Source organism: Priestia endophytica DSM 13796 (genome assembly GCF_900115845.1).
Lineage (GTDB): Bacteria > Bacillota > Bacilli > Bacillales > Bacillaceae_H > Bacillus_I > Bacillus_I endophytica.
This window is the reverse complement of the sequence record NZ_FOXX01000023.1, coordinates 19,536-45,130: the sequence shown is the minus strand read 5'-3', so window position 1 is coordinate 45,130 and position 25,595 is coordinate 19,536. Positions and strand designations below refer to the sequence as shown.

Annotated in this window: 21 protein-coding genes, 2 rRNA genes and 1 riboswitch; of the genes, 21 read left to right on the top strand and 2 right to left on the bottom strand. The window is 39.2% G+C overall.

Annotated elements, in window-relative coordinates; all coding sequences use genetic code 11:
• The 16 genes from BM012_RS23940 to purD form a co-directional block, all read left to right on the top strand.
• Positions 1–164: ribosomal RNA gene (locus BM012_RS23940) — 23S ribosomal RNA — on the top strand; the annotation flags it as partial.
• 71 nt (positions 165–235) lie between these two features.
• Positions 236–351: ribosomal RNA gene (gene rrf / locus BM012_RS23935) — 5S ribosomal RNA — on the top strand.
• A 149-nt stretch (positions 352–500) separates the two neighbouring features.
• Positions 501–2,678, top strand: a complete 2,178-nt coding sequence (locus BM012_RS23930) for an S-layer homology domain-containing protein (protein WP_061803874.1) — start codon at positions 501–503, stop codon at positions 2,676–2,678.
• Between the two features lie 92 nt (positions 2,679–2,770).
• The gene (locus BM012_RS23925; RefSeq protein ID WP_019395150.1) at positions 2,771–2,968 is read left to right on the top strand and encodes an NETI motif-containing protein; all 198 of its coding nucleotides are present in this window, start codon (positions 2,771–2,773) and stop codon (positions 2,966–2,968) included.
• Positions 2,969–3,052: 84 nt separating this feature from the next.
• Positions 3,053–3,154: riboswitch (purine riboswitch) on the top strand.
• A gap of 96 nt (positions 3,155–3,250) precedes the next feature.
• A complete protein-coding gene (purE, locus tag BM012_RS23920; protein ID WP_061803873.1) occupies positions 3,251–3,739 on the top strand; it encodes a 5-(carboxyamino)imidazole ribonucleotide mutase in 489 nt (162 codons plus the stop codon).
• Complete coding sequence (gene purK, locus BM012_RS23915) at positions 3,726–4,850, top strand: 5-(carboxyamino)imidazole ribonucleotide synthase (RefSeq protein ID WP_061803872.1); 1,125 nt, start codon at positions 3,726–3,728, stop codon at positions 4,848–4,850. The genes purE and purK overlap by 14 nt, the downstream gene beginning before the upstream one ends.
• Positions 4,851–4,864: 14 nt before the next feature.
• Positions 4,865–6,157: an adenylosuccinate lyase gene (purB, locus tag BM012_RS23910; RefSeq protein WP_061803871.1), complete on the top strand. Its 1,293-nt coding sequence runs from the start codon at positions 4,865–4,867 to the stop codon at positions 6,155–6,157.
• Positions 6,158–6,227: 70 nt separating this feature from the next.
• Positions 6,228–6,947, top strand: coding sequence for a phosphoribosylaminoimidazolesuccinocarboxamide synthase (gene purC / locus BM012_RS23905; protein ID WP_061803870.1), 720 nt, complete (start codon positions 6,228–6,230; stop codon positions 6,945–6,947).
• A complete protein-coding gene (gene purS / locus BM012_RS23900) occupies positions 6,940–7,191 on the top strand; it encodes a phosphoribosylformylglycinamidine synthase subunit PurS (protein WP_061803869.1) in 252 nt (83 codons plus the stop codon). The genes purC and purS overlap by 8 nt, the downstream gene beginning before the upstream one ends.
• Positions 7,188–7,871: a phosphoribosylformylglycinamidine synthase subunit PurQ gene (gene purQ / locus BM012_RS23895; protein WP_019395156.1), complete on the top strand. Its 684-nt coding sequence runs from the start codon at positions 7,188–7,190 to the stop codon at positions 7,869–7,871. The genes purS and purQ overlap by 4 nt, the downstream gene beginning before the upstream one ends.
• Positions 7,855–10,083: a phosphoribosylformylglycinamidine synthase subunit PurL gene (gene purL, locus BM012_RS23890; protein ID WP_061803868.1), complete on the top strand. Its 2,229-nt coding sequence runs from the start codon at positions 7,855–7,857 to the stop codon at positions 10,081–10,083. The genes purQ and purL overlap by 17 nt, the downstream gene beginning before the upstream one ends.
• Entirely contained in the window at positions 10,059–11,471 is a 1,413-nt protein-coding gene (gene purF / locus BM012_RS23885; RefSeq protein WP_061803867.1) for an amidophosphoribosyltransferase, read from the top strand. The genes purL and purF overlap by 25 nt, the downstream gene beginning before the upstream one ends.
• A gap of 18 nt (positions 11,472–11,489) precedes the next feature.
• Positions 11,490–12,527: a phosphoribosylformylglycinamidine cyclo-ligase gene (purM, locus tag BM012_RS23880; RefSeq protein WP_019395159.1), complete on the top strand. Its 1,038-nt coding sequence runs from the start codon at positions 11,490–11,492 to the stop codon at positions 12,525–12,527.
• Positions 12,524–13,108, top strand: coding sequence for a phosphoribosylglycinamide formyltransferase (gene purN / locus BM012_RS23875; RefSeq protein ID WP_040060850.1), 585 nt, complete (start codon positions 12,524–12,526; stop codon positions 13,106–13,108). Before purM ends, purN begins: the two co-directional genes overlap by 4 nt.
• A gap of 51 nt (positions 13,109–13,159) precedes the next feature.
• The gene (purH, locus tag BM012_RS23870) at positions 13,160–14,698 is read left to right on the top strand and encodes a bifunctional phosphoribosylaminoimidazolecarboxamide formyltransferase/IMP cyclohydrolase (protein ID WP_061803866.1); all 1,539 of its coding nucleotides are present in this window, start codon (positions 13,160–13,162) and stop codon (positions 14,696–14,698) included.
• Between the two features lie 30 nt (positions 14,699–14,728).
• The gene (purD, locus tag BM012_RS23865; RefSeq protein WP_061803865.1) at positions 14,729–15,976 is read left to right on the top strand and encodes a phosphoribosylamine--glycine ligase; all 1,248 of its coding nucleotides are present in this window, start codon (positions 14,729–14,731) and stop codon (positions 15,974–15,976) included.
• Positions 15,977–16,138: 162 nt separating this feature from the next.
• On the opposite strand, the gene BM012_RS23860 is transcribed toward purD, so the two are convergent.
• Positions 16,139–16,396 (bottom strand): YgaP family membrane protein, encoded by a 258-nt coding sequence (locus tag BM012_RS23860; RefSeq protein WP_061803864.1) that lies wholly within the window; start codon positions 16,394–16,396, stop codon positions 16,139–16,141.
• Positions 16,397–16,536: 140 nt separating this feature from the next.
• Here BM012_RS23860 and BM012_RS23855 point away from each other — a divergent pair, with 140 nt between their 5' ends.
• A complete protein-coding gene (locus BM012_RS23855) occupies positions 16,537–18,279 on the top strand; it encodes an adenine deaminase C-terminal domain-containing protein (protein WP_061803863.1) in 1,743 nt (580 codons plus the stop codon).
• Between the two features lie 177 nt (positions 18,280–18,456).
• Entirely contained in the window at positions 18,457–18,756 is a 300-nt protein-coding gene (locus BM012_RS23850) for a YerC/YecD family TrpR-related protein (RefSeq protein WP_019395164.1), read from the top strand.
• A 36-nt stretch (positions 18,757–18,792) separates the two neighbouring features.
• Here BM012_RS23850 and BM012_RS23845 read toward each other — a convergent pair whose 3' ends face one another.
• On the bottom strand, positions 18,793–20,175 hold the full coding sequence (locus BM012_RS23845; protein ID WP_019395165.1) for a glycine--tRNA ligase: 1,383 nt from the start codon (positions 20,173–20,175) through the stop codon (positions 18,793–18,795).
• Positions 20,176–20,614: 439 nt separating this feature from the next.
• Between BM012_RS23845 and pcrB the strand changes: the two genes are divergently transcribed.
• The 3 genes from pcrB to ligA are packed head-to-tail and all read left to right on the top strand — an operon-like array spanning position 20,615 to position 25,552.
• Entirely contained in the window at positions 20,615–21,301 is a 687-nt protein-coding gene (gene pcrB, locus BM012_RS23840) for a heptaprenylglyceryl phosphate synthase (RefSeq protein ID WP_040060841.1), read from the top strand.
• A gap of 21 nt (positions 21,302–21,322) precedes the next feature.
• Positions 21,323–23,527: a DNA helicase PcrA gene (gene pcrA, locus BM012_RS23835; protein WP_061803862.1), complete on the top strand. Its 2,205-nt coding sequence runs from the start codon at positions 21,323–21,325 to the stop codon at positions 23,525–23,527.
• A gap of 15 nt (positions 23,528–23,542) precedes the next feature.
• Positions 23,543–25,552 carry an NAD-dependent DNA ligase LigA gene (gene ligA, locus BM012_RS23830; protein WP_061803861.1) on the top strand — a complete coding sequence of 670 codons (2,010 nt, stop codon included), beginning with the start codon at positions 23,543–23,545 and terminating at the stop codon, positions 25,550–25,552.
• Positions 25,553–25,595: the final 43 nt, after the last annotated feature.

The following is a 25,595-nucleotide window of genomic DNA, read 5'->3' as shown; positions in this document are numbered from 1 at the left end:
CGGGATAAGTGCTGAAAGCATCTAAGCATGAAGCCCCCCTCAAGATGAGACTTCCCATTCTTCGGAAGTAAGATCCCTGAGAGACGATCAGGTAGATAGGTTAGAGGTGGAAGCATGGCGACATGTGGAGCTGACTAATACTAATCGATCGAGGACTTAACCTAAGAATTTGATCATAATCGGATATGTTTTTCCTTGCCTTGTTATTTAGTTTTGAGTGAACAACTCTATATAGTCTGGTAACCATAGCCAAGAGGTCACACCTGTTCCCATGCCGAACACAGAAGTTAAGCTCTTGAACGCCGATGGTAGTTGGGACTTTGTCCCTGTGAGAGTAGGACGTTGCCAGGCACCATAGAAAAAGGCTAATCTTTAAAAGATTAGCCTTTTTTGTTTATCTTGTATTTAAGGGATGATTTTACAGAAAGTTTACAAACGAGCTTCCTTCACCTTGATATAATAATAGTGTGAAAAATCATATAATATAAGGGGGAAAAGAAATGAAATTAAAGAAATTTAGAATATTAGGGACCTATTCTCTTTTATCTGCCCTAGCAGTAAGTACATACCTTATCCCATTTAGTTCAACATATGTGAAAGCTGAGACAGAAAATATTAAAGTTCAACTTTTAAGTATTAATGATCTTCACGGGCAAATTGACTATTCTTCAAAGGCTGATGTAAACGGGGACGGAAAAAAAGAAGAGATTGTGGGAGGAGCTGAATACTTATCAGCTCATATGAAGGAACATGAAGCTGATAATGAAAACACGTTCTATGTACATGCAGGTGATATTATTGGAGGAAGCCCACTTGTTTCAGGCGCATTTCAAGACGAGCCAGTTGTAGAGATTATGAAAGAGATGGGCTTTGATGTTGGTACGGTTGGAAATCATGAATTTGATGAAGGAATTGAGGAGCTTCGTCGCATGGTTAAAGGGGGAGATCATCCTGAAGGGAAAGGCACAAAAGGTTATGATGGAATGAACTTTCCCGTTGTAGCAGCTAATGCGTACGATAAAAGCGATGGTAAACTTATTCTTCCTCCATATGCTGTAAAAGAAGTGGACGGAGCAAAAATAGGATTCATTGGTGTTGTTACAACGGAAACTCCAGGCATGGTTATTAAAAAAGGAAATGAAAATCTTCAAATTACAGATGAAGTAAAAGCAATTAATAAGTATGCGAAAGAATTAAAAGAACAAGGAGTAAAATCAATTGTTGTGCTTGCTCATAATCCTTCGATTCAAGAAGCTAATGGAGCTGTCTCAGGACAAACAGCTGAATTTGCTAAGAAGATTGACGACGAGGTAGATATTATTTTCGCTGGTCATAATCATCAATTTACAAATGGTGTTGTAGATAATAAACTCATTGTGCAATCTTTTGAATATGGACAAGCTTTCGGGGATGTTGATATTGAGATAGATCCATCTACAGGTGATATTGTAAAAAAGAGTGCTACAACAGAGTGGGTAACTCAAGAGGGCATCAAGCCTGATGAAAAAGTAAAATCTATCTTGGAAAAGTACAATGAAAAAGTGAAGCCTGTAAAAGAAGAGGTTATTAGCAAGAGTGCTGTAGATTATCCTTCTCAACGCTATCCAGGATTTGGGCCAGTTGGAGATCATCCTGTTGGAAATATGATTGCAGATGGTATGAGAGAGACAATGGATGCTGATATTGCTCTTATGAACGGTGGAGGAGTCCGGGCTGGAATCGATAAAGGCGATATCACGTTTGGTGAATTGTACACTATTCAACCGTTTGGGAATGTCCTAAACAAGTTTACTGTAACAGGCGCAGGTCTTCGAGAAATATTAGATGGTCAAATCACAAGTTATGGACTTGATTATTCTATCTCAGGTCTTCGTTATACGTACACGTATGATCATAATGCTAAGCGAGGGAAGGTAGTAGATATCTTCTTACCAAACGGCAAGAAAATCAATCCTAGTGAGAAGTATACTGTTGTTGTGAATAACTATATGTTTGGAGCAGATCAAGCTATTATAGATAATGCACTAGATCAACCTGAAACAGGCCCTGTTGATATTGATGCGACATCTAATTATGTACGCTCATTAGAAAGTCCTGTTCATTTTAAAGCAGAAGGACGTATTCAAGAAGTATCTTCTATTTTTAAAGATGTTCCTTTAAACAGTTGGTCAAATCCTTATGTTTCATATTTAGCAAATGAAGGTGTTGTAAAGGGGAAAAGTCCTGAAGTCTTTGCTCCGTTTAGTCCATTAAATCGTGCTCAGTTTGCCTCAATGCTTGTACGTGCTCTTGATTTAAAAGCAGAAGGCACATCTCCGTTTAAAGATTTAGATAAAATGGATAAAGAAACAAAAGATGAAATTACAGCAGCTTATAAAGCGGGATTAATTAAAGGAACAAGTGATACGACATTTGAACCATGGGAACCTATTTCACGTTCTCAAATGGTTACAATGATGATGAGAGCCTATGAAGTGAAACATGGAGCACCTTATGAAGGAGAAACGTCTACGAAATTTACGGATCTTAAAACATTAGATAGTGAAATGAAGAAAGCTGTGGCGGCAGCTGAAGAACTTGGGTATATAGAGGGATATGGTGATAAATTTAAACCATATAATGGAGCAACACGTGAACAAATGGCTAAAGTTGTATCGCTGTTTTTATTAGATAAGTAAGAAAAAACGAGAGAAATTTTATTTCTCTCGTTTTTTCTTTGCTCAATTCCGTTTATAATAAGAACCATGAAAATTCCTAAGGAGGATTTATATTGGCTAGTAAGAATAAGAAAACATTTGAAGTCCAACAAGGCGAGACGATTTCTGATTGTCTTGATCGTATGAAAAAGGAAGGATATACTCCTGTACGTCGCTTTGAGAAACCAGTGTTCACTGAGAAAGTAGTAAACGGAAAAAAAGAGTACATTCCAACAGAACGAAAAATCACTTTCGAAGGAAAGAAACTGTAAAACACGAACAATAGATAAAAAACAATATAAAATATTCGATTTTTGATTGACATAAGGTTTGTTAAGCTGTTACTATGATTATAGAAATTTTAAGAAGCGAACTCTCGTATAATAGTGGGGATATGGCCCACAAGTTTCTACCCGACGACCGTAAATTGTCGGACTATGAGAGAAAGTATCTTACACTAGGTTATGTATTCGAAGAATGCCTAGAGTAGGTGGTGACTTTCTCTTGTCTCCAACTACTCTAGGCATTTTTATTTTCAAAAGGAGAGCTTATACATGAATGCAAAAGTAGCTGTAATTATGGGAAGTACTTCTGATTGGGAAACGATGAAGCATGCTTGTGATATTTTAGATGAACTGCATGTAGCATATGAAAAAAAAGTTGTTTCAGCACATCGTACTCCTGATTTAATGTTTCAATATGCAGAAGAAGCAAAAGAACGAGGAATTGAAGTAATTATTGCAGGCGCTGGGGGTGCAGCACATTTGCCAGGTATGGTAGCAGCTAAAACGTTACTTCCAGTTATCGGAGTTCCGGTTCGCTCTAGTCATTTGCAAGGATTAGACTCACTTCTTTCTATCGTACAAATGCCAGGTGGTGTACCTGTGGCGACCGTTGCAATTGGAAAAGCAGGGGCTACAAATGCAGGATTGTTAGCAGCCCAAATATTAGCGACTCGGGACGATCAGCTTGAAGCTCGTTTACATGAGCGCCGTGAGTCTACAAAACAAAAAGCGATGCAAAGTAGTGATGAACTTGAATAGAATTTTACCAGGACAAACAATTGGAATCATCGGTGGTGGCCAGCTTGGACGAATGATGGCCATGTCAGCAAAAGAAATGGGGTACAATATAGCGGTTTTAGAACCTGCTGAGGATTCTCCATGTGGGCAAGTAGCTGATATCAAGATTGTAGCAGGTTATGATGACTTTGAAGGAATTAAAAAGCTTGCTCAATGTTCAGATGTCATTACGTATGAGTTTGAAAATGTGAATGTAGAGATGGTCAAGTGGCTTGAGGAACATTCTTATGTACCACAAGGAAGTCACTTACTCAAAATCACACAAAATCGTCAGTTCGAAAAAGAAGAAATTACAAAAGCAGAACTTCCAATTGCTCCTTATCGCATTATTGAAAAAGCTGAGGAAATGGAAGAGGCAGTTGAAAGTATCGGATATCCATGCGTCTTAAAAACATGTCAAGGTGGCTATGATGGGAAAGGTCAACATCTAATTGAACGCAAAGGAGATATTGATGAAGCCGTAAAGCTTCTAAATGCGGGAACTTGCGTACTGGAAAGCTGGATCGATCTTCAAAAGGAAGTGTCTGTCATTGTTCATCGTAACGAAAATGGTGATGTAACATGCTTGCCAATTGGTGAAAACATTCATAAACATCACATTTTATATCAAACAATCGTACCAGCACGCGTGAGTGAAGAAACAAAAGAAAAAGCAACCCAGATTGCTTTGAAAATCGCGAATCATTTAAATCTTGTGGGCACACTAGCTGTAGAGATGTTTATAACAAGAGACGGAGAGCTATTTGTTAATGAACTCGCTCCTCGTCCGCATAACTCTGGCCATTATTCTATGAATGCCTGTGCTGTTTCACAATTTGGTCAGCATATCCGAGCTATCTGTAACTGGCCATTAGGAGATTCTTCGCTGCTAAAGCCAGCAGTAATGGCAAACCTTTTAGGAGACGAAATGAACAAGGCACTTGATAAAGTCGAACAATTTTCAGACTGCCACCTTCATTTGTACGGAAAAAAGGAAGTAAAAGATGGACGAAAAATGGGACATATGACGGTTATTGCTGATAACATAGAGATGGCGCTAGAAAAAATCAACGCCTTAAAAATTTGGAGTTAAACGGAGGAACTAAAATGATTGAACGTTATACACGTGAAGAAATGGGAGCAATTTGGACAGAGGAAAATCGCTTTAAAGCATGGCTAGAAGTTGAAATTTTAGCTTGTGAAGCATGGTCAGAGCTTGGCGTTATTCCAAAGGAAGATGTAAAAAAACTGCGTGAGAATGCTTCTTTTGATATCAATCGTATTAAAGAGATTGAAGAAGAAACACGTCACGACGTTGTTGCTTTCACACGTGCCGTATCAGAAACACTTGGTGAAGAACGTAAATGGGTACACTATGGCTTAACATCAACAGACGTTGTGGACACAGCTCTTTCTTACCTTTTAAAACAAGCAAACGACATCTTAATTGGAGACCTTGAGCGTTTTGTTGACATTTTAAAAGAGAAAGCACAAGAACATAAATATACAGTAATGATGGGGCGTACACATGGTGTTCATGCTGAGCCAACAACATTCGGATTAAAGATGGCTCTTTGGCACGAAGAAATGAAGCGCAATGTTGAGCGTTTCAAAAATGCAGCAGAGAACATTGCAGTTGGTAAAATGTCTGGAGCAGTTGGAACGTTCGCAAATATTGATCCATTTGTTGAGAAATTTGTATGTGAGAAGCTTGGTTTAAAACCGGCACCAATTTCCACACAAACGCTTCAGCGTGATCGTCATGCTCACTATATGTCAGCACTTGCACTTGTAGCAGCGTCTATTGAAAAATTTGCAGTAGAAGTACGCGGCTTACAAAAAACAGAAACTCGTGAAGTTGAAGAGTTTTTCGCAAAAGGTCAAAAAGGTTCATCTGCAATGCCTCATAAACGTAACCCAATCGGTTCTGAAAATATGACAGGCTTAGCTCGTTTAATTCGTGGCTATATGGTAACAGCTTACGAAAACGTTGCTTTATGGCATGAGCGTGATATTTCTCACTCTTCAGCAGAACGCGTTATCTTACCAGATGCAACAATTGCTTTAAACTACATGTTAAACAGATTTGGCAATATCGTAAAAAATCTAACAGTCTTCCCAGAAAACATGCAGCGTAACATGGAGAAAACATTTGGTCTTATTTTCTCTCAGCGTGTCCTTCTTACACTTATTGATACAGGCATGGTTCGTGAGGAAGCATATGACCTTGTTCAACCAAAAGCAATGCAAGCATGGGAAGAGCAAGTTCCGTTCCGCTCACTAATTGAAAGTGATGAGCGCATTACAAGTCGCTTAACAGCAGAGCAGATTGAAGAATGCTTTGACTACAAGCACCATTTGAAAAATGTAGACATGATCTTTAATCGTCTAGGACTTTAATTTCATAGAAAGAAGGCATTGCGCCTTCTTTCTAAAATAGTGCTGATACTTCAGATGAGGTGAGGAACAGATGGAAAAACAAGAATTGTTGTACGAAGGAAAAGCAAAGAAAATATATGCTACAGATCAAGAAAATATTTTATGGCTTGAATATAAAGATGATGCAACAGCATTTAACGGTGAGAAGAAGTCATCTATCGCTGGTAAAAAAGTATTAAATAACGAGATTAGTAGCTTACTATTTGAAGTGCTTCATAAAGAGAATATACCAACACACTTTGTTGAAAGACTTTCAAACTATGAGCAACTTGTAAAGAAAGTAAGCATTATTCCTCTAGAAGTTGTGGTTCGCAATGTTATCGCAGGAAGTCTTGCAAAACGCCTTGGCGTTGAGGAAGGCACGAAAACTGAGCAGCCAATTGTTGAACTTTATTATAAAGATGATGCACTTGGAGATCCGCTTATTACAGATGAGCATGCGCTATTCCTAAAAGCGGCAGGCTGGGATGAACTTGCTTACATTAAGTTCTTAGCACGTCGAGTAAATGAAATTCTTTTACCATACTTCCTTGAGCGTGACATTACGCTTGTTGATTTTAAGTTGGAATTTGGAAAAACAGAAGATGGCACAATTATTTTAGCTGATGAAGTGTCACCAGACACATGTCGTTTCTGGGATGTTCATACGAATGAAAAGCTTGATAAAGACGTATTTCGTCGTGATCTTGGCGGTCTTACAGATGCATATGAAGAAATTTTAAAACGAATCGGGGGAAAATCACATGTATAAAGTAAAGGTATTTGTTACATTACGTGAAAGTGTTTTAGATCCACAAGGAACAGCAGTTGAGCAATCTCTTCATCATTTAGGTTACAAAGAAGCAAGCGAAGTACGTATCGGAAAATTTATCGAACTTACGGTAGAAGAAACAGAAAACGTTGAAACACGTGTGAAAGAGATGTGTGAAAAACTTTTAGCTAACACAGTTATTGAAGACTACCGTTTCGAAATTGAAGAGGTGGCAAAAGTATGAAATTCGCAGTAATTGTATTCCCAGGGTCAAACTGTGATGTTGATATGTATCATGCAATTAAAGATGAACTTGGCGAAGAAGTAGAATATGTTCGTCATACTGAAAAAGATTTAAGTCGCTTTGATGGAATCTTACTTCCTGGTGGATTCTCATACGGTGACTACTTACGATGTGGAGCAATTTCAAGGTTTGCAAATGTAATGGAAGAAGTTCAAAAAGCAGCAAAAGCTGGAAAACCAGTGCTTGGTGTTTGTAATGGATTTCAAATTCTTCTAGAATCTGGTTTGCTTCCAGGTGCAATGCAGCGTAATGAAAACTTGAAATTCATTTGTGAGCCATTAACGCTCGTTGTAGAAAACAATAAAACAATGTTTACAAATGCATATAAAGAAAAACAAGAAATCACTATTCCAGTTGCACATGGTGAAGGAAACTACTATTGCAGTGAAGAGCTTTTAGAAGAGCTTGAAGAGAATAATCAAATTGCTTTCCGTTATAAAGATAATCCAAACGGAAGTGTATCAGATATTGCTGGAATCACAAACAAGGAAGGAAATGTCCTTGGAATGATGCCACACCCAGAACGTGCTGTATCAGAGCTTTTAGGTAGCGCTGATGGATTACAACTTTTTCAATCAATTGTTCGCCAATGGAGGGAAAATCATGTCATTACTTCTTGAGCCAAGTACCGAAGAAATTAAAGCGCAAAAGATTTATCAAGAAATGGGTTTAACAGATGAGGAGTTTCAAAAAGTTGAAGAATTATTAGGTCGTTTGCCGAACTACACGGAAACAGGTCTTTTCGCTGTTATGTGGTCAGAGCATTGTAGCTATAAAAATTCTAAACCAATTCTAAAGAAATTCCCAGTAACAGGTGAGAGAGTCTTACAAGGTCCTGGAGAAGGAGCTGGAATTGTCGATATTGGCGATGATCAAGCGGTTGTATTTAAAATCGAAAGTCATAACCACCCATCAGCAATTGAGCCTTATCAAGGAGCTGCAACAGGAGTAGGTGGAATTATTCGTGACGTTTTCTCAATGGGAGCTCGTCCTGTCGCAATCTTAAACTCTTTACGCTTTGGTGAGCTGTTAAGTCCGCGCGTCCGCTACTTGTTTGAAGAAGTAGTTGCAGGGATTGCTGGATATGGTAACTGTATCGGTATCCCAACCGTTGGAGGAGAAATTGCGTTTGATCCTTGCTATGAAGGAAACCCACTTGTAAATGCAATGTGCGTTGGATTAATTGATCATAAAGATATTCAAAAAGGCGTTGCATCTGGCGTTGGAAACACAGTAATGTACGTTGGCGCGAAAACAGGTCGCGACGGTATTCACGGAGCAACGTTTGCTTCTGAAGAACTTTCCGATTCATCAGATGAGAAACGCCCAGCAGTTCAAGTTGGCGATCCATTTATGGAAAAACTATTACTTGAAGCTTGTATTGAGCTTGTTCAATGTGAAGCACTTGTTGGAATTCAAGATATGGGGGCTGCAGGTCTTACAAGTTCTTCAGCAGAAATGGCAAGTAAAGCAGGTATGGGACTTGAAATGAACCTTGACCTTGTACCACAACGTGAAACAGGAATGACAGCATATGAAATGATGCTTTCTGAATCTCAAGAGCGCATGCTTGTTGTTGTGAAAAAAGGCCAAGAGCAAGAGATCATTGATCTTTTCACAAAGTATGGTCTTGAAGGCGTTGCAATTGGTAAAGTAACAGAAGACAAAAAGCTTCGTCTTCTTCATAAAGGGGAAGTAGTGGCAGACGTACCTGTTGATGCACTTGCAGAAGATGCACCAGTATACCATAAGCCTTCTAAGAAACCTGAATATATTGAAGAGTTTGAAGAAATGGAAAATTATGTTCCACGTGTAACTGATTACAAAGAAACGCTTCTTTCCCTTTTAAAGCAGCCGACAGTGGCAAGCAAAGAATGGGTTTATCGTCAATATGATTACATGGTACGTACAAACACAGTTGTTGCACCTGGATCAGATGCTGCAGTTATCCGTATTCGTGAAACAAACAAAGCTCTTGCAATGACAACGGACTGTAACTCTCGCTATCTTTATTTAAATCCTGAAGTTGGCGGTCAAATTGCGGTAGCAGAGGCTGCACGTAATATCGTTTGCTCAGGTGGAGAGCCACTTGCTATTACAGATTGCTTGAACTTCGGTAACCCAGAGAAGCCTGAAATCTTCTGGCAAATCGAAAAAGCAGCAGACGGAATGAGTGAAGCATGTCGTACACTATCAACTCCTGTTATCGGCGGGAACGTTTCATTATACAACGAGACAAATGGTGAAGCAGTTTATCCAACACCAGTTGTTGGTATGGTTGGTTTGATTCATGAACTTGAACATATTACAACACAGAGTGCGAAAAAAGAAGGAGACTTCATCTATGTGATGGGAGAAGCAGATGTGGAGTTTGGTGGAAGTGAGCTTCAAAAACTTCTTGAAGGAAAAATCTTTGGAGCAGCACCTACTTTAGATTTAGCGACAGAGAAAGAACGTCAAGCACAGCTTTTAAAAGCAATTCAAAGCGGTGTTGTTGCGTCTGCTCATGACATTGCTGAAGGTGGATTAGCAGTAGCTGTAGCAGAAAAATTAATGAACAGTGAGAAGCTTGGTGCTGAAATGACAGTTGGTGAAGATGTAGTAGCTGAACTATTTAGTGAAACACAATCTCGCTTTGTTGTAACAGTAAGCCCTGAAAACCAAGAAGCATTCGAAAATATCGTAAATGCGAAGAAAATTGGTACTGTGACAGATAACCAACGTTTTGTTGTGAAGAATGAGCAAGGAAACGTAATTATTGATGAAACAACAGCACAATTACAAGAAGCTTGGAAAGGGGCTATCTCATGCTTGCTGAAATCAAAGGCTTAAACGAAGAATGCGGCGTGTTTGGGGTTTGGGGTCATGAAAAAGCAGCAGAGTTAACATACTACGGGCTACACAGTTTACAGCATCGCGGTCAAGAAGGAGCGGGAATTGCAGTAAGTGATCAAGAGACAGTGAACATTCATAAAGACACAGGTCTTGTTTCTGAAGTGTTTCAAAACGGTCAGCTTAAGGATTTAAAAGGAACCGCTGCAATTGGGCATGTTCGTTATGCAACAGCAGGAGGTGGAGGCTACGAGAACGTTCAGCCTCTTCACTTCCGTTCTCAAACTGGAAGCATGGCACTTGCTCATAACGGAAACTTAGTAAATGCTACGGCTCTTAAACATCAGCTTGAAAATCAAGGAAGTATTTTTCAAACAACATCAGATACAGAAGTATTAGCACATCTTATTAAAAGAAGCGGTTTTTCGACATTAAAAGATCAGCTAAAAAATGCTCTTTCAATGGTAAAAGGAGCATACGCTTTTCTTCTTTTAACAGAAGATGCTCTAATGGTTGCTCTTGATCCACACGGTCTTCGTCCGCTTTCTATTGGTCTCCTAGGTGATGCGTATGTAATTGCAAGTGAAACATGTGCTCTAGACATTGTTGGAGCAAAACATGAGCGAGATGTACAGCCTGGTGAACTTCTTGTAATCAACAATGATGGCATAACGTCAGAGCGCTTTGCTTATAACGCAAATCGTGCTATGTGCAGTATGGAATATATCTATTTCTCTCGTCCTGACAGCAACATTGACGGCATTAATGTTCACTCTGCACGTAAAAGTATGGGGAAACAGCTTGCATCAGAAGCTCCTATTGAGGCAGACGTTGTAACAGGTGTACCTGATTCAAGTATTTCAGCAGCTATCGGGTATGCAGAACAGTCACAAATTCCATATGAGCTTGGTTTAATTAAGAACCGATACGTTGGTAGAACATTTATCCAACCTTCTCAAGAACTGCGTGAGCAAGGGGTCAAAATGAAACTTTCTGCTGTTCGAAAAATTGTAGAAGGAAAACGTGTTGTCATGGTTGATGACTCAATTGTTCGTGGAACAACAAGTCGTCGTATCGTAAATATGCTTCGGGAAGCAGGCGCGACAGAAGTTCATGTTCGTATTAGTGCGCCACCAATTAAAAATCCATGTTTCTATGGAATTGATACGTCAACAACAGAAGAGCTTATGGCATCTAAACATTCAATAGAAGAAATGCGTGAAATTATCGGTGCTGACTCACTTTACTTTATAAGTGAAGAAGGTCTTGTAAATGCAATTGGTAGACCTTTTGAAAATGGTGGGCAGTGTATGGCATGTTTCACAGGTAAATATCCAACAGAAATTTATCCAGATACAGCACATCCTCACGAAAAAGTGACGTGCTAAAGAAAGAGGAGGATTTATATGTCGAACACATATAAAGAAGCAGGGGTCGATATCCATGCTGGGTACGAAGCAGTTGAACGGATGAAAAAACACGTAAAACGTACTGAGCGTCGAGAAGTAATGGGTGGCATCGGATCATTTGGTGCGATGTTTGATTTATCTCAGCTCAATTTAAAAGAACCTGTTTTAGTATCTGGAACAGACGGAGTCGGAACAAAGCTAAAGCTTGCGTTTACGATGAATTACCATGAAACAATTGGTCAAGATGCTGTTGCAATGTGTGTAAATGACATTGTTACACAAGGAGCTGAGCCTCTTTATTTCTTAGATTATATTGCGTGTGGAAAAAACGAGCCAGAAAAAATTGAAGCCATTGTAAAAGGAATTGCAGACGGCTGTGAGCAATCAGAGTGTGCCCTCATCGGAGGAGAAACAGCTGAAATGCCTGGTATGTATGATCCAGAAGAATATGACCTTGCAGGATTTGCTGTTGGAGCCGTTGAAAAATCAAAACTTATTACAGGTGAAAACATCAAAGCTGGCAATGTTTTAATTGGAATTTCATCAAGCGGAATTCATAGCAATGGTTATTCACTTGTTCGTCATATTGTAGATGAAGCAGGTCTTGATCTTCAAACAACATATGAGGAATTCGATAAGTCTCTTGGTATGGAACTTTTAACACCAACAAAGCTTTATGTAAAAGCAGTGAAAAAAGCAGCAGAGAATGTGAATATTCTTGGTATGGCTCATGTAACAGGCGGGGGATTTGTTGAGAATATTCCACGTATGCTTCCAGCAGGATGTGGAGCTGAAATTGATTATGGTTCATGGCCGATTCCGACTATTTTTGAGTTTTTAAAGGAAAAAGGTAACTTAGATCGTCGTGAAATGTTCGAAGTATTTAATATGGGAATTGGATTTGTATTAGTTGTTGCTGAAGAAGACCTTCATAAGACAATTGAAGCAGTTGAAGGCGAGAACGAGAAAGCATACATCATCGGACGTGTTACAAATAAAGAAGGTATCGAGTTCGGTGGAGGCGCTCTTTCATGATTAATATTGCTGTTTTTGCTTCTGGAAATGGCAGCAATTTTCAAGCGATTTATGAAGCTGTAAAACATCAGCGCTTGGATGCAAACATTTCACTTGTTGTCTGTGACCGCCCTGGAGCACAAGTAATTGCTCGAGCGGAAAAAGTAGGAATTCCCGTTTTTTCATTTTCAGCAAAAGACTACGAATCAAAATCCGCATATGAAGAAGATCTTCTTATAAAGCTTCGCGAGCATCGCGTACAGCTTGTAGTCCTTGCAGGTTATATGCGTATTGTAGGAGAGACGCTTTTAGAAGCTTTTCCTGGTGGTATCGTGAACATTCATCCTTCACTTCTTCCTTCATTCCCTGGAAAAGATGCGGTTGAACAAGCCGTAGCAGCAGGAGTGAAAGTTACAGGAGTTACTGTTCACTATGTTGATGAAGGTGTTGATACAGGGCCAATTATTGCTCAACAAAGCGTTTCAATTCGTGAGGGAGAAAGCATTGAAGCTGTTACAAAACGGATTCATGAAGTTGAGCATGCTATATACCCGAAAATCTTGCAAAAGGTTATTCATCGTCATCTGTCAATTTTGAATTAATAAAAAATTATCGTATAATTCATTATAGAAACTTCATCAGGGGGAGAAACAATGGCAAAGAAACGTGCACTTATTAGTGTGTCAGATAAAAACAACGTTGTAGAACTAGCACAAAATTTAGTAGAGCTTGATTTTGAAATTATCTCAACAGGTGGTACAAAACGTACGTTAGAAGAAAATGGTGTTGATGTTATGAGCGTATCGGATGTAACAGGGTTTCCAGAAATTTTAGACGGACGTGTAAAAACGTTAAACCCTTACGTTCATGGTGGTTTACTTGCTCGTCGTAATGATGAAAATCACATTGCTCAATTAAAAGAGCATAACATTACTCCAATCGATCTTGTGATTGTTAACTTATATCCTTTCCAAGAAACAATTGCAAAAGAGAATGTAACTCTTCAAGATGCAATTGAAAATATTGATATTGGTGGACCAACAATGCTTCGTTCAGCAGCGAAAAACTATGAATCTATTTCTGTTCTTGTTGATCCTACGGACTATAGCAAAGTTGTAGAAGAGCTAAAAGAAAACGGCAACGTATCTCTTGAAACAAACGAATATCTTGCAGCGAAAGTGTTCCGTCATACAGCTTCATATGATGCTTTGATTGCTGAATACTTAACAAAGCGTACAGGTGAAGAAGCACCGGAAAAATTAACGGTAACATTTGAGAAAGTACAAGGGTTACGATACGGAGAAAATCCTCATCAAAAAGCAGCTTTCTATAAAAAACCACTAGCATCAAATGCTTCAATTGCAACAGCAACACAGCTGCATGGAAAAGAACTTTCTTATAACAATATCAATGATGCTAACGCTGCTTTTGAAATTGTTCAAGAATTCACAGAACCGGCTGTTGTAGCTGTTAAACATATGAACCCATGTGGTGTTGGCGTTGGCGAAAACATTGAAGTAGCATATGATCGTGCTTATGAAGCTGATTCAACATCAATCTTTGGTGGTATCATTGCGGCAAACCGCCCAGTTGATGTGCACACAGCACGTAAAATGAAAGAAATTTTCCTTGAAATCATTATTGCCCCTTCATTTGATGAGGACGCATTAGAAGTGTTAAAACAGAAGAAAAACCTTCGGTTATTAACAGTTGATTTCAATACAAATGATGCACAAGGTGTAAAGCTTACATCTGTAAAAGGTGGTTTACTTCTTCAAGATGAAGATCTACTTAGCCTTGATGATGTAGAAGTAAAAGTAGCTACTAAACGCGAGCCAACAGAAGATGAGTGGAAGAACTTGAAGCTTGCTTGGAAAGTTGTAAAACATGTTAAATCAAACGCTATTGTTCTAGCAAAAGATGAAATGACAGTTGGTGTTGGGGCAGGTCAAATGAATCGTGTTGGTTCTGCTAACATTGCGATTAACCAAGCTGGTGAGAAAGCAAAAGGTTCTGCACTTGGCTCAGATGCCTTTTTCCCAATGGGAGATACGGTTGAAGCAGCAGCCAAAGCAGGAATTACTGCAATTATTCAACCAGGTGGCTCTGTACGTGATGAAGAGTCCATTCAAAAAGCAGATGAGTACGGAATTGCGATGGTCTTTACAGGTGTAAGACATTTCAAACATTAAAAAACGGAGAAACAACAGGGAGGAAAAGCTGTGAAGGTTTTGATCATTGGCCGAGGCGGTCGTGAACATGTTTTAGCATGGAAAGTTGCACAAAGTTCGAAGGTAGAAGAAGTATTTGTGGCACCAGGAAATGCTGGCATGAAAGATGTAGCAACGCTTGTTTCAATTGAAGAGGGAAATCATGAGGAGCTTGCAGCATTCGCTAAGAAAGAAAATGTAGAGCTCACAATCGTAGGGCCTGAAGCACCTCTTACAGAAGGAATTGTCGATTACTTCAAAGCACAGGACCTCCTTGTTTTCGGTCCAAATCAGAAAGCGGCTCAAATTGAAGGAAGCAAACAGTTCGCAAAAGATTTAATGAAAAAGTACAGTATTCCAACAGCTGAGTATGAAGCATTTACAACACTTCAGGATGCAAAAGCATACGTAGAGAAGCAAGGGGCGCCAATTGTTGTAAAAGCAGACGGATTAGCAGCTGGCAAAGGGGTTACTGTTGCGATGACGCTTCAAGAAGCAAATGAAGCATTGGATTCATTATTCCAACAAGAAGGCGCAAGCGTTGTAATTGAAGAATATCTTGAGGGAGAAGAATTTTCTCTATTAGCTTTTGTTAATGAGGAGAAAGTGTATCCAATGGTTATTGCTCAAGACCACAAGCGTGCGTTTGACGGTGATAAAGGTCCAAACACAGGCGGAATGGGCGCCTATTCACCTGTTCCACAAATTTCAGATGAAATTGTGGCTGAAACGGTAAGAAAAGTTATGGAGCCAACTGCAAAAGCAATGGTTGAAGAAGGGTGCGCCTTTACTGGAGTATTGTACGGTGGCCTTATGACAACAGCTTCAGGAGTGAAAGTTATTGAGTTTAATGCTCGATTTGGTGATCCTGAAGCACAAGTTGTGTTACCACGCTTAAAGACAGATATTGTAGAAGTTATTATTGCTTTATTGAAAGACGAGCCTGTTGAACTTCAGTGGTCTGAAAAAGCGGCCGTTGGTGTTGTTATCGCTTCTGAAGGATATCCAGGTTCATATGAAAAAGGACATGCACTTCCTGGTTTTCACCATCTTGGAGACAACACTGTTTTTCATGCAGGAGTAAAAGAAGAGGATGGGAAGTTTCTTTCAGATGGCGGACGTGTAAGTCTTGTGATGGCTCTTGGAGAAGATATAGAGGCAGCTCAGAAGTCAGTCTATGAAAGTCTTGAAAAAGAAACGTTTAATGGACTTTTCTACCGTCGAGATATCGGTCACAAGGCGTTAAGTGCTAAAAAATAATAAAAAGCGAGAACTCTTTATGAGCTCTCGCTTTTTTGTTAAAAAATCTTACACATTAGTAGAAAAAAGAAGGAAAGACAGGATAATAAAGAGGAATCTTCCTCATTTAGAAACTTTTTCAGAAAATTTAAGCGTTTTCCTTCACATTCTCAATGTTTCGCGTTAAGATTGATTCAACATTGTAAGCTCTTTCTTTTCATCCTGAGAATCTAATTCATCACCTGTATAGTTCTGCATAAGTAATGTAAGAGGACAAAAACGGGTAATACCTTCTGCTACTTTGAGGGCACCCATCATTGTCATAAAGAGATAAGAGCTATGATGTGGTCTTCGAGCTAGTCGTGCTGTGGACCATGAGATTAAAGTTAGACCACATGCAATACGGATTAAAGCATTTACTAAACTAATATTAGGTTTCATATACTATCACCTTTCACGTTTTTGTACAAAATTCACAATTTCTTTACGTTTCTCGCACAGAAGGTATGATACGATGAAAGTAACGATGAAAGTAACGATGAAAGTAACGATGAAAGTAACGATGAATTGGAGGGATTTCCATGCTTGAACAGCGCTATCGATGGAAAAACAAGCAGTTGCGGGAACACGTCGCTGTTATTGATGGAGCAAAAGCACCAACTATGTTATTAAAAAATGCAACTTATTTAAATCAAACATTTCGCAAGTGGATGAAGGCTAATATATGGATTTATGGTGACCGCATTGTATATGTTGGTGAAGCCTTACCTTCCAATTTGAAAGAAACAGAAGTTGTGAACTGTGAGGACTACTTCCTTGTTCCAGGCTATATTGAGCCACATGTTCACCCTTTTCAGTTATATAATCCCCACAGCTTTGCAAAGTATGCGGGAGAACGTGGAACAACAACACTTGTAAATGACAATATGCTACTTGCTTTACAACTTGATAAAAAGAAAGCGTTTTCTTTACTTCGAGAGATGCGAACGATTCCATCGACAATGTACTGGTGGTGTCGATTAGATCCACAAACAGAAATTATCAATGAAGAAGTTGCTTTTTCACATGGCAATGTAAAAGCATGGCTTGAACATGATGCAGTTTTACAAGCAGGAGAGCTCACAGGCTGGCCAAAGCTTCTTGATGGAGATGACTTAATGCTTCACTGGATTCAAGAAGCTAAACGGATGCGAAAACAAGTTGAAGGGCATTTTCCTGGAGCTTCCCCAAAAACACTTGCAAAGCTCATGCTGCTTGGTGCAGATAGTGATCATGAATCAATGTCAGGAAGGGACGTATATGAACGTCTTCTTCATGGTTATACGGTGACGCTTCGCTATTCTTCAATAAGACCTGATTTGCCACGTATTGTTAGAGAATTAGCGGAAATGGACATTACTTGTTTTGATAAAATGATGATGACAACAGACGGTTCTCCACCTGCCTTTTATGAAGATGGAGTAAGTGATAAATTAATTAAACTTGCGATTGAGAGTGGTGTCCCACTTGTTGATGCTTATAATATGGTGACTGTAAACGTTGCTCGCTTTTATAATATTGAATATCTTCACGGTAACATTATGACAGGTAGAGTAGCGAATATTAATTTCTTAAAAGCAAAAGATGAACCAACCCCAGTTTCTGTTCTTGCTAAAGGAAAATGGATTTTAAGAGATGAAGAGCAAACATCAAACTTTAAAGATATTGAATGGTCAGACTATGGATTTCAGCCTCTCTCTCTTGATTGGAATCTTACAATGGATGATTTGCAGTTTTCGATGCCGCTTGGTTTAAAACTTGAAAATGCCGTTATTATGAAGCCGTATTCGATTACGTTTGATGTATCACGTGATGAAATTTCAACAGAAAATGATGAAAGCTTCCTTATGCTTATGGACCGTGAAGGAAAATGGCGAATCAATACACTTATAAAAGGATTCTCAACTCACGTTTCCGGGTTTGCAAGCTCATTTTCGAGTACTGGAGATATTGTACTTCTTGGTAAAAATAAGCTTGATATGATTGCCGCATTTAACAGAATGAAAGAAATCGGTGGTGGAATTGTTCTTGCAGAAGATGGAGAGATCGTGACAGAAATTCCGCTTAAGCTGAATGGTCTTATGTCAGAGAAGCCTCTTAGCGCTCTACAAGAAGAGGAAAAAAAGATGAGAGAAGCTTTAGTAGAGCGTGGCTACGAACACTGTGATCCTATTTATACGCTTCTTTTCTTATCATCAACACATCTACCATACATCCGTCTTACACCAAGAGGACTTTACGATGTGATGAATAAAAATATTCTTTTTCCGACAGTTATGAGATAATATGAGCTGATAACGTTCTATAAGTTATCAGCTTCTTTTGTACAGATTTAGTATATGGGAATATTCTACTTTAACGCAGTAGGACATTGAAGCGTTTTGTGTGTATAATAATCAAAAGAGTAGCTTTACGATATATGGTAAAGAATTGATATTTAAGCTTAAAGGAGTGCTGTTGCAGTGCAAATTGATAAATTAAGAGGAAAAGAGCTTGATCAGCTTTGTGAAGCTGTTCTTTCACTACAAAATATTGAAGAATGTTATCAATTTTTTGATGACCTTTGCACAATTAATGAAATTCAATCATTAGCTCAACGTCTAGAGGTAGCTAGAATGCTTCGCAAAGGGTTTACCTATCATAAAATTGAAACTGAAACAGGAGCAAGTACAGCAACGATTTCACGTGTGAAGCGTTGTTTAAATTATGGAAGTGACGCTTATCAAATGGTGTTAGACAGAGTTGATAAAGAGGAAGAATAAAAAAGCTGGAGATGCAATGTCTCCAGCTTTTTTATATTAAAATTTAACTTTTTCAGCTAAGAATGATTTAAGTTCGCTAATTGGCATACGATGTTGCTCCATTGTATCACGGTCACGAACTGTTACTTGTTTGTCTTCTACAGAATCAAAGTCATATGTGATGCAGAATGGTGTACCAATTTCATCATGACGACGGTAACGTTTACCAATTGAACCTGCTTCATCATAGTCGACCATAAAGTCTTCAGCTAGATCTGCAAACACTTCTTGTGCTTCTTTAGAAAGCTTTTTAGAAAGTGGGAAAATTGCTGCTTTATATGGTGCAAGAGCAGGATGGAAACGCATCACTGTACGGCTTGATCCATCTTCAAGTTCTTCTTCTTGGTATGCATCAACTAAGAATGCAAGTGTTACACGATCAGCACCAAGAGATGGCTCAATGCAGTAAGGGATGTAGCGTTCATTTGTTTCTTGGTCAATATATTGGAAATCTTCACCAGAGTGCTCTGCATGTTGTTTTAAATCATAGTCTGTACGAGAAGCAACGCCCCATAGTTCGCCCCAGCCGAATGGGAATTTATATTCAAAGTCCGTTGTTGCATTACTATAGTGTGAAAGCTCATCGTCAGAGTGATCGCGAAGACGGATGTTTTCATCTGTTAAGTTTAGAGCTTTTAGCCATGTGTGACACTGTTCTTTCCAGTAGTCAAACCATTCTAATTCTTCACCAGGTTTGCAGAAGAATTCAAGTTCCATTTGTTCAAACTCACGCGTACGGAATGTGAAGTTTCCTGGTGTAATTTCATTACGGAAGCTTTTTCCGATTTGCGCAATTCCGAATGGAAGCTTTTTACGCATTGAACGTTGAACATTTTTAAAGTTTACGAAAATTCCTTGTGCTGTTTCAGGGCGAAGGTGAATTTCATTTGTTGATGATTCTGTCACACCTTGGTGTGTTTTGAACATTAAGTTGAACTGACGAATTTCTGTAAAGTTGCTTGAACCACAGTCAGGGCAAACGATGTTATGGTCTTTAATTAAACGTTCCATTTCAGAGAATGGAAGACCGTCTACAACCATTTCGTTTCCTTCTTCTTCAAGCTTTTGTTCGATAAGCTTATCAGCACGATGACGAGATTTACAATCTTTACAGTCAATCATAGGGTCGTTGAAGTTGCCAAGGTGGCCTGATGCTTCCCATGTTTTTGGGTTCATTAAGATAGCAGCATCAAGTCCAACATTGTACGGAGATTGTTGAACGAATTTTTTCCACCATGCACGTTTTACGTTGTTTTTAAGCTCAACACCTAATGGGCCATAATCCCAAGTGTTTGCAAGACCTCCGTAAATTTCAGATCCTTGAAAGATAAAGCCACGATGTTTACCGTGTGAAACGAGCTGATCCATAGTTACAGCCATGTTTGTTCCTCCTTATAATTAAGGTTCAATCCATAAAAAAACTCTCGTCCCTGAGCTTATATAAGCTCAGGGACGAGAGTTTGACTCCCGCGGTTCCACCCTGATTGATGCTAATGTTAGCATCCTCTTTGGAAAGATGTACTCCAGATTGCCGTTTCTCTTACTTCATTCACTAGGCTTTCACCATTCCTAGCTCGCTTGTGGAAGAGGAAGATAAGATACTATAAATCCTTCATCGTACTTTTATATGATTGAACATTTTTTAAAATATAGTAGTGTAAAACTGTTTTTATCTTAGCACATTCATACAGGCAAAACAAGATAAGGGCATGTTCCTTTTTTATATTTTTCCACTTTCGGTAGTTTGTATTCTCTATCAAAAATGAAGGCTTTTTCTGCTATAATGATTAGATGGAAAATAGACTGGAGGAACAGAAATATGTATGATATAAATGGGTGGAAACATGTGTTTAAACTTGACCCAAATAAAGACATTTCAGATGAACATTTAGAACAGGTTTGCGAATCTGGAACAGATGCGATTATTGTAGGCGGGACAGATGGCGTAACGCTTGATAATGTCCTTCAGCTTTTAGCTCGTATTCGCCGCTATACTGTTCCATGCGCACTGGAAGTTTCCTCAATTGATTCTGTAACGCCTGGGTTTGATTTTTATTTTATCCCAACGGTTTTGAACAGTTCCAATACAGATTTCATTACAGGACTTCATCATCAAGCAATGAAAGAGTTTGGCGAGATTATGGATTGGAATGAAATCTTTGTTGAAGGATATTGTATAGTAAACAGTGACTGTAAAGCGGCTCACGTAACAGAGGCGAAAACAGAATTAGACGAAGAGGATGTTATTGCGTATGCCCAAATGGCAGAACGCATGTTTCGTTTACCGATTTTTTATTTAGAATATAGCGGAGTTTATGGTGACGTTTCACTCGTTAAAAACGTAAAAAACGCACTGTCTACAACAAAGCTATTTTACGGTGGCGGCATTGCTTCCTCAGAGCAAGCAGTAGAGATGGCACATGCAGCTGATACAGTTGTGGTTGGCAACGTAATTTATGAAGACTTGAAAGCAGCTCTTCAAACGGTAGGTGCTGTAAAAGGTTAATTACAATAGGGCGGTGAAAGTGTGCAATACTTAAGTGAGAAATTACTAACAGGATTAAACCCGGAGCAAAAAAAAGCAGTCCAAACAACGGACGGAGCGCTTTTAATTATGGCAGGAGCGGGAAGTGGAAAGACGCGTGTTTTAACACACCGCATTGCGTATCTTATGGTTGAAAAAGAAGTAGCGCCATGGAACATTTTAGCGATTACGTTCACAAATAAAGCAGCGCGAGAGATGAAAGAGCGTATTATGAACATTTTAGGAGGATCTGGGGAAGATATCTGGATCTCAACCTTCCACTCCATGTGTGTGCGTATTTTGCGACGTGATATTGATCGTATTGGCTATAATCGTAACTTTACGATTTTAGATTCAACAGATCAGCTTTCGGTGATTAAGCAAATTTTAAAAGAGAAAAACTTAGATCCGAAAAAGTTTGACCCCCGCGGTTTGCTTGGCAAAATTAGCTCAGCGAAAAATGAGCTGTTAACACCAAAACAATATGCGGCAAAAGGCGGTTCTCTTCTAGAGGAAGTAGCAGCAGAAGTTTATACAGAATACCAAAAACGTTTGCGTAAAAACCAAGCACTTGATTTTGATGATCTCATCATGATAACAATTCAGCTGTTTCAGCAAGTGCCTGAAGTGCTTGAGTTTTATCAGCGTAAGTTTCAATACATCCATGTTGATGAGTACCAAGATACAAACCATGCGCAGTATATGCTCGTTAAACTGCTTGGAGAACGTTTTAAAAATGTCTGTGTTGTAGGGGATTCCGATCAGTCAATTTATCGCTGGCGCGGAGCGGATATTACAAATATTCTTTCCTTTGAGCAAGATTATCCAAATGCTAACGTTATTTTGCTTGAGCAAAACTATCGCTCAACAAAAAACATTTTAGAAGCGGCTAATAGAGTGATTCAGCATAATACAGGGCGCAAACCAAAAAATTTATGGACAGACAATAATGAAGGCCCGAAAGTCTCGCATTATCAAGCATCAAGTGAACATGAAGAAGCCCAGTTTGTCGCTGGTAAAATCCGTGAGCTTGTTAATGAAGGAAAGCGTAAGTATAGTGACTTTGCCATTCTTTATCGTACAAATGCTCAATCTCGTGTGATGGAGGAAGTGCTGTTAAAATCCAATATTAATTACAGTATCGTTGGCGGTATTAAGTTCTACGATCGCAAAGAAATTAAAGATTTGCTTGCTTATCTTCGTTTAATTGCGAATCCTGATGATGATATTAGCTTAACGCGTATTGTAAATGTACCAAAACGTGGCGTTGGAGCAACATCTGTCGATAAAATTGCAAACTATGCTGTTTCACAAGACATCTCTATGTTTAGAGCAATTGCCGAAGTAGAGCAAATTGGGGTAAGCGCCCGCGTGCAAAAAAGTTTGTTAGAATTCCGCGAGATGATTGATCATTTAACAAATATGCAAGACTACTTATCCATTACAGAACTTGTAGAAGAAATCTTAGATCGAAGCGGCTACCGCGATATGTTGAAAACAGAGAAAACGATTGAATCTCAAAGCCGTCTTGAAAACATTGACGAGTTTTTATCTGTTACACAAGAATTCGAAAAAGGGAGCGAAGATAAAAGTCTTGTAGCCTTTTTAACTGACTTAGCTCTTGTAGCAGACATCGATCGTCTTGATGATGAAGAAGAAGATACAAACGATCAAGTTGTCCTTATGACGCTTCACTCAGCAAAAGGTCTTGAGTTTCCTGTTGTATTCTTAATCGGAATGGAAGAAGGCGTGTTCCCGCATAGCCGTTCTCTTTTTGAAGATGATGAGATGGAAGAAGAGCGCCGTCTTGCATATGTTGGAATTACGAGAGCAGAAGAAGAGCTTTACTTACTGAATGCCATTATGCGTACGCTGTTTGGGAAAACAAATGTGAATCCTGCTTCACGATTCATTGGTGAAATTCCGAGTGAATTAATTGAAAGCATTGGGCAATCTAAAGAGAAAAGCCCATTCTCAAGACCAGGGCCGCGCCGTCCATCTGTGAAACGAACAGTCCTTCAGAGTACAGGTGGAGGAGATATTGATTGGAACGTCGGAGATAAAGCTTCACATAAAAAATGGGGAGTTGGAACCGTTGTAAGCGTAAAAGGCGAAGGAGATAACAAAGAGCTTGATATTGCTTTCCCAAGCCCAATAGGAATTAAGCGTTTGTTAGCCAAATTTGCGCCTGTAACGAAAGAATCATAAAAAGGAGCGGATGAGATGGAGTTTTCACAAGCGAAAGAACGCGTTAAAGAGCTTCATAATCTTTTACATCAGTACAGCTATGAATATCATGTGTTAGATAAGCCGAGCGTTCCAGATAGCGAGTATGATCGTTTGCTTCATGAACTCATTAGGCTTGAAGAAGAATATGAAGAGTTAAAAACACCGGATTCGCCAACCGTTCGCGTTGGCGGAGATCCGCTCTCTTCCTTTGAAAAAGTTGAGCATAAAACACCAATGTTAAGCTTAGGAAATGCTTTTAACGAAGAAGATTTGGCTGATTTCGACCGCCGTGTTCGCCAAGGTGTTGGAGATAATGTTTCATACGTCTGTGAATTAAAGATTGATGGACTTGCTGTTTCACTTCGTTATGAAGACGGAGCATTTGCTCAAGGAGCAACGCGCGGGGACGGAACAATTGGAGAAGATATTAGCAATAACTTAAAAACGATTCGTTCAATCCCATTAAGAGCAAATGAGCCTCTTTCAATGGAAGTACGCGGTGAGGCTTATATGCCGAAGAAGTCATTTGAGAAACTTAATGAAGAAAAGCTTGAGCGAGGTGAAGAGCCTTTTGCAAACCCAAGAAATGCAGCTGCAGGCTCTCTTCGTCAGCTTGATTCTAAATTAGCAGCGAAACGAAACCTCGATATATTCGTCTATTCTATAGCGGACGTTGGAAATACAGGTATAACGTCCCATAGTGAGGCGTTAGACAAGCTAGAACAATTGGGCTTTAAGACGAATCCAAATCGACAGAAATGTGATACGATAGAAGAAGTTTACAGCTATATTAAACATTGGACAGAACAACGGACAGAGCTTCCATATGATATCGATGGAATCGTCATAAAAGTAGACGAATTCTTTCAGCAAGAAGAGCTTGGCACAACAGCTAAAAGTCCACGCTGGGCTATCGCTTATAAGTTTCCGGCTGAGGAAGTTGTGACAAAGCTGCTCGATATTGAGCTAAATGTGGGGCGCACAGGAGTTATTACACCAACTGCGCTGTTAGAACCTGTTCAAGTAGCAGGGACAACGGTAAGCCGTGCTTCATTACATAACGAAGACTTAATTCGTGAGAAAGATATCCGAATTGGAGACAATGTTGTAGTGAAAAAAGCGGGAGATATTATCCCTGAAGTTGTAAACGTGCTTGAAGAACGGCGCACAGGAGAGGAAAAAGAGTTTACAATGCCAACTCATTGTCCTGAATGTGAAAGTGAGCTTGTTCGTTTAGAAGGAGAAGTTGCGTTAAGATGCTTAAATCCGAAATGTCCTGCACAAATTCGTGAAGGATTTATCCACTTTGTATCAAGAAATGCAATGAATATTGATGGTCTTGGAGAAAAAGTCGTGACACAGCTCTTTAAAGAGAAGCTTATTGAGGACGTAGCAGATTTATATCAGCTGCAAAAAGAACAGCTTCTAGAGCTTGAGCGTATGGGAGAGAGATCGGTCACAAAGCTTCTTCAAGCAATTGAAGCTTCAAAGGAGAATTCACTTGAGCGCCTCCTTTTTGGACTTGGTATTCGTCATGTTGGAGCCAAAGCAGCTAAAACATTAGCAAGCGTTTTTCATTCAATGGAAGGCTTACAAAAAGCAACAAAAGAAGAGCTATTGGCTATTGATGAAGTAGGAGAGAGAATGTCTGACGCCGTTATGACGTACTTTGAGCAGCCTGAAGTAGTTGAGCTTTTAGAAGAGCTGCGTTCATACGGAGTGAATATGGAATACAAAGGACCAAAACTTGTACAAGCTGCTGATAGTGATTCAACTTTTGCAGGCAAAACGGTTGTGCTTACAGGAAAGCTTGAAGTATTGTCACGCAATGAAGCAAAAGAAAAGCTTGAAGCACTTGGTGCAAAGGTAACAGGGAGCGTAAGTAAGAAGACGGACTTGCTTATAGCTGGAGAAGATGCAGGATCTAAGCTTACAAAAGCTGAAGATTTAGGCATCGAAGTATGGAGTGAACAACAGTTTATTAAAGAGCTTAAAAAGCAGTAAAGTTAGGAAAAAGGAAGAAGGATAGGCATTATGCTTATTCTTC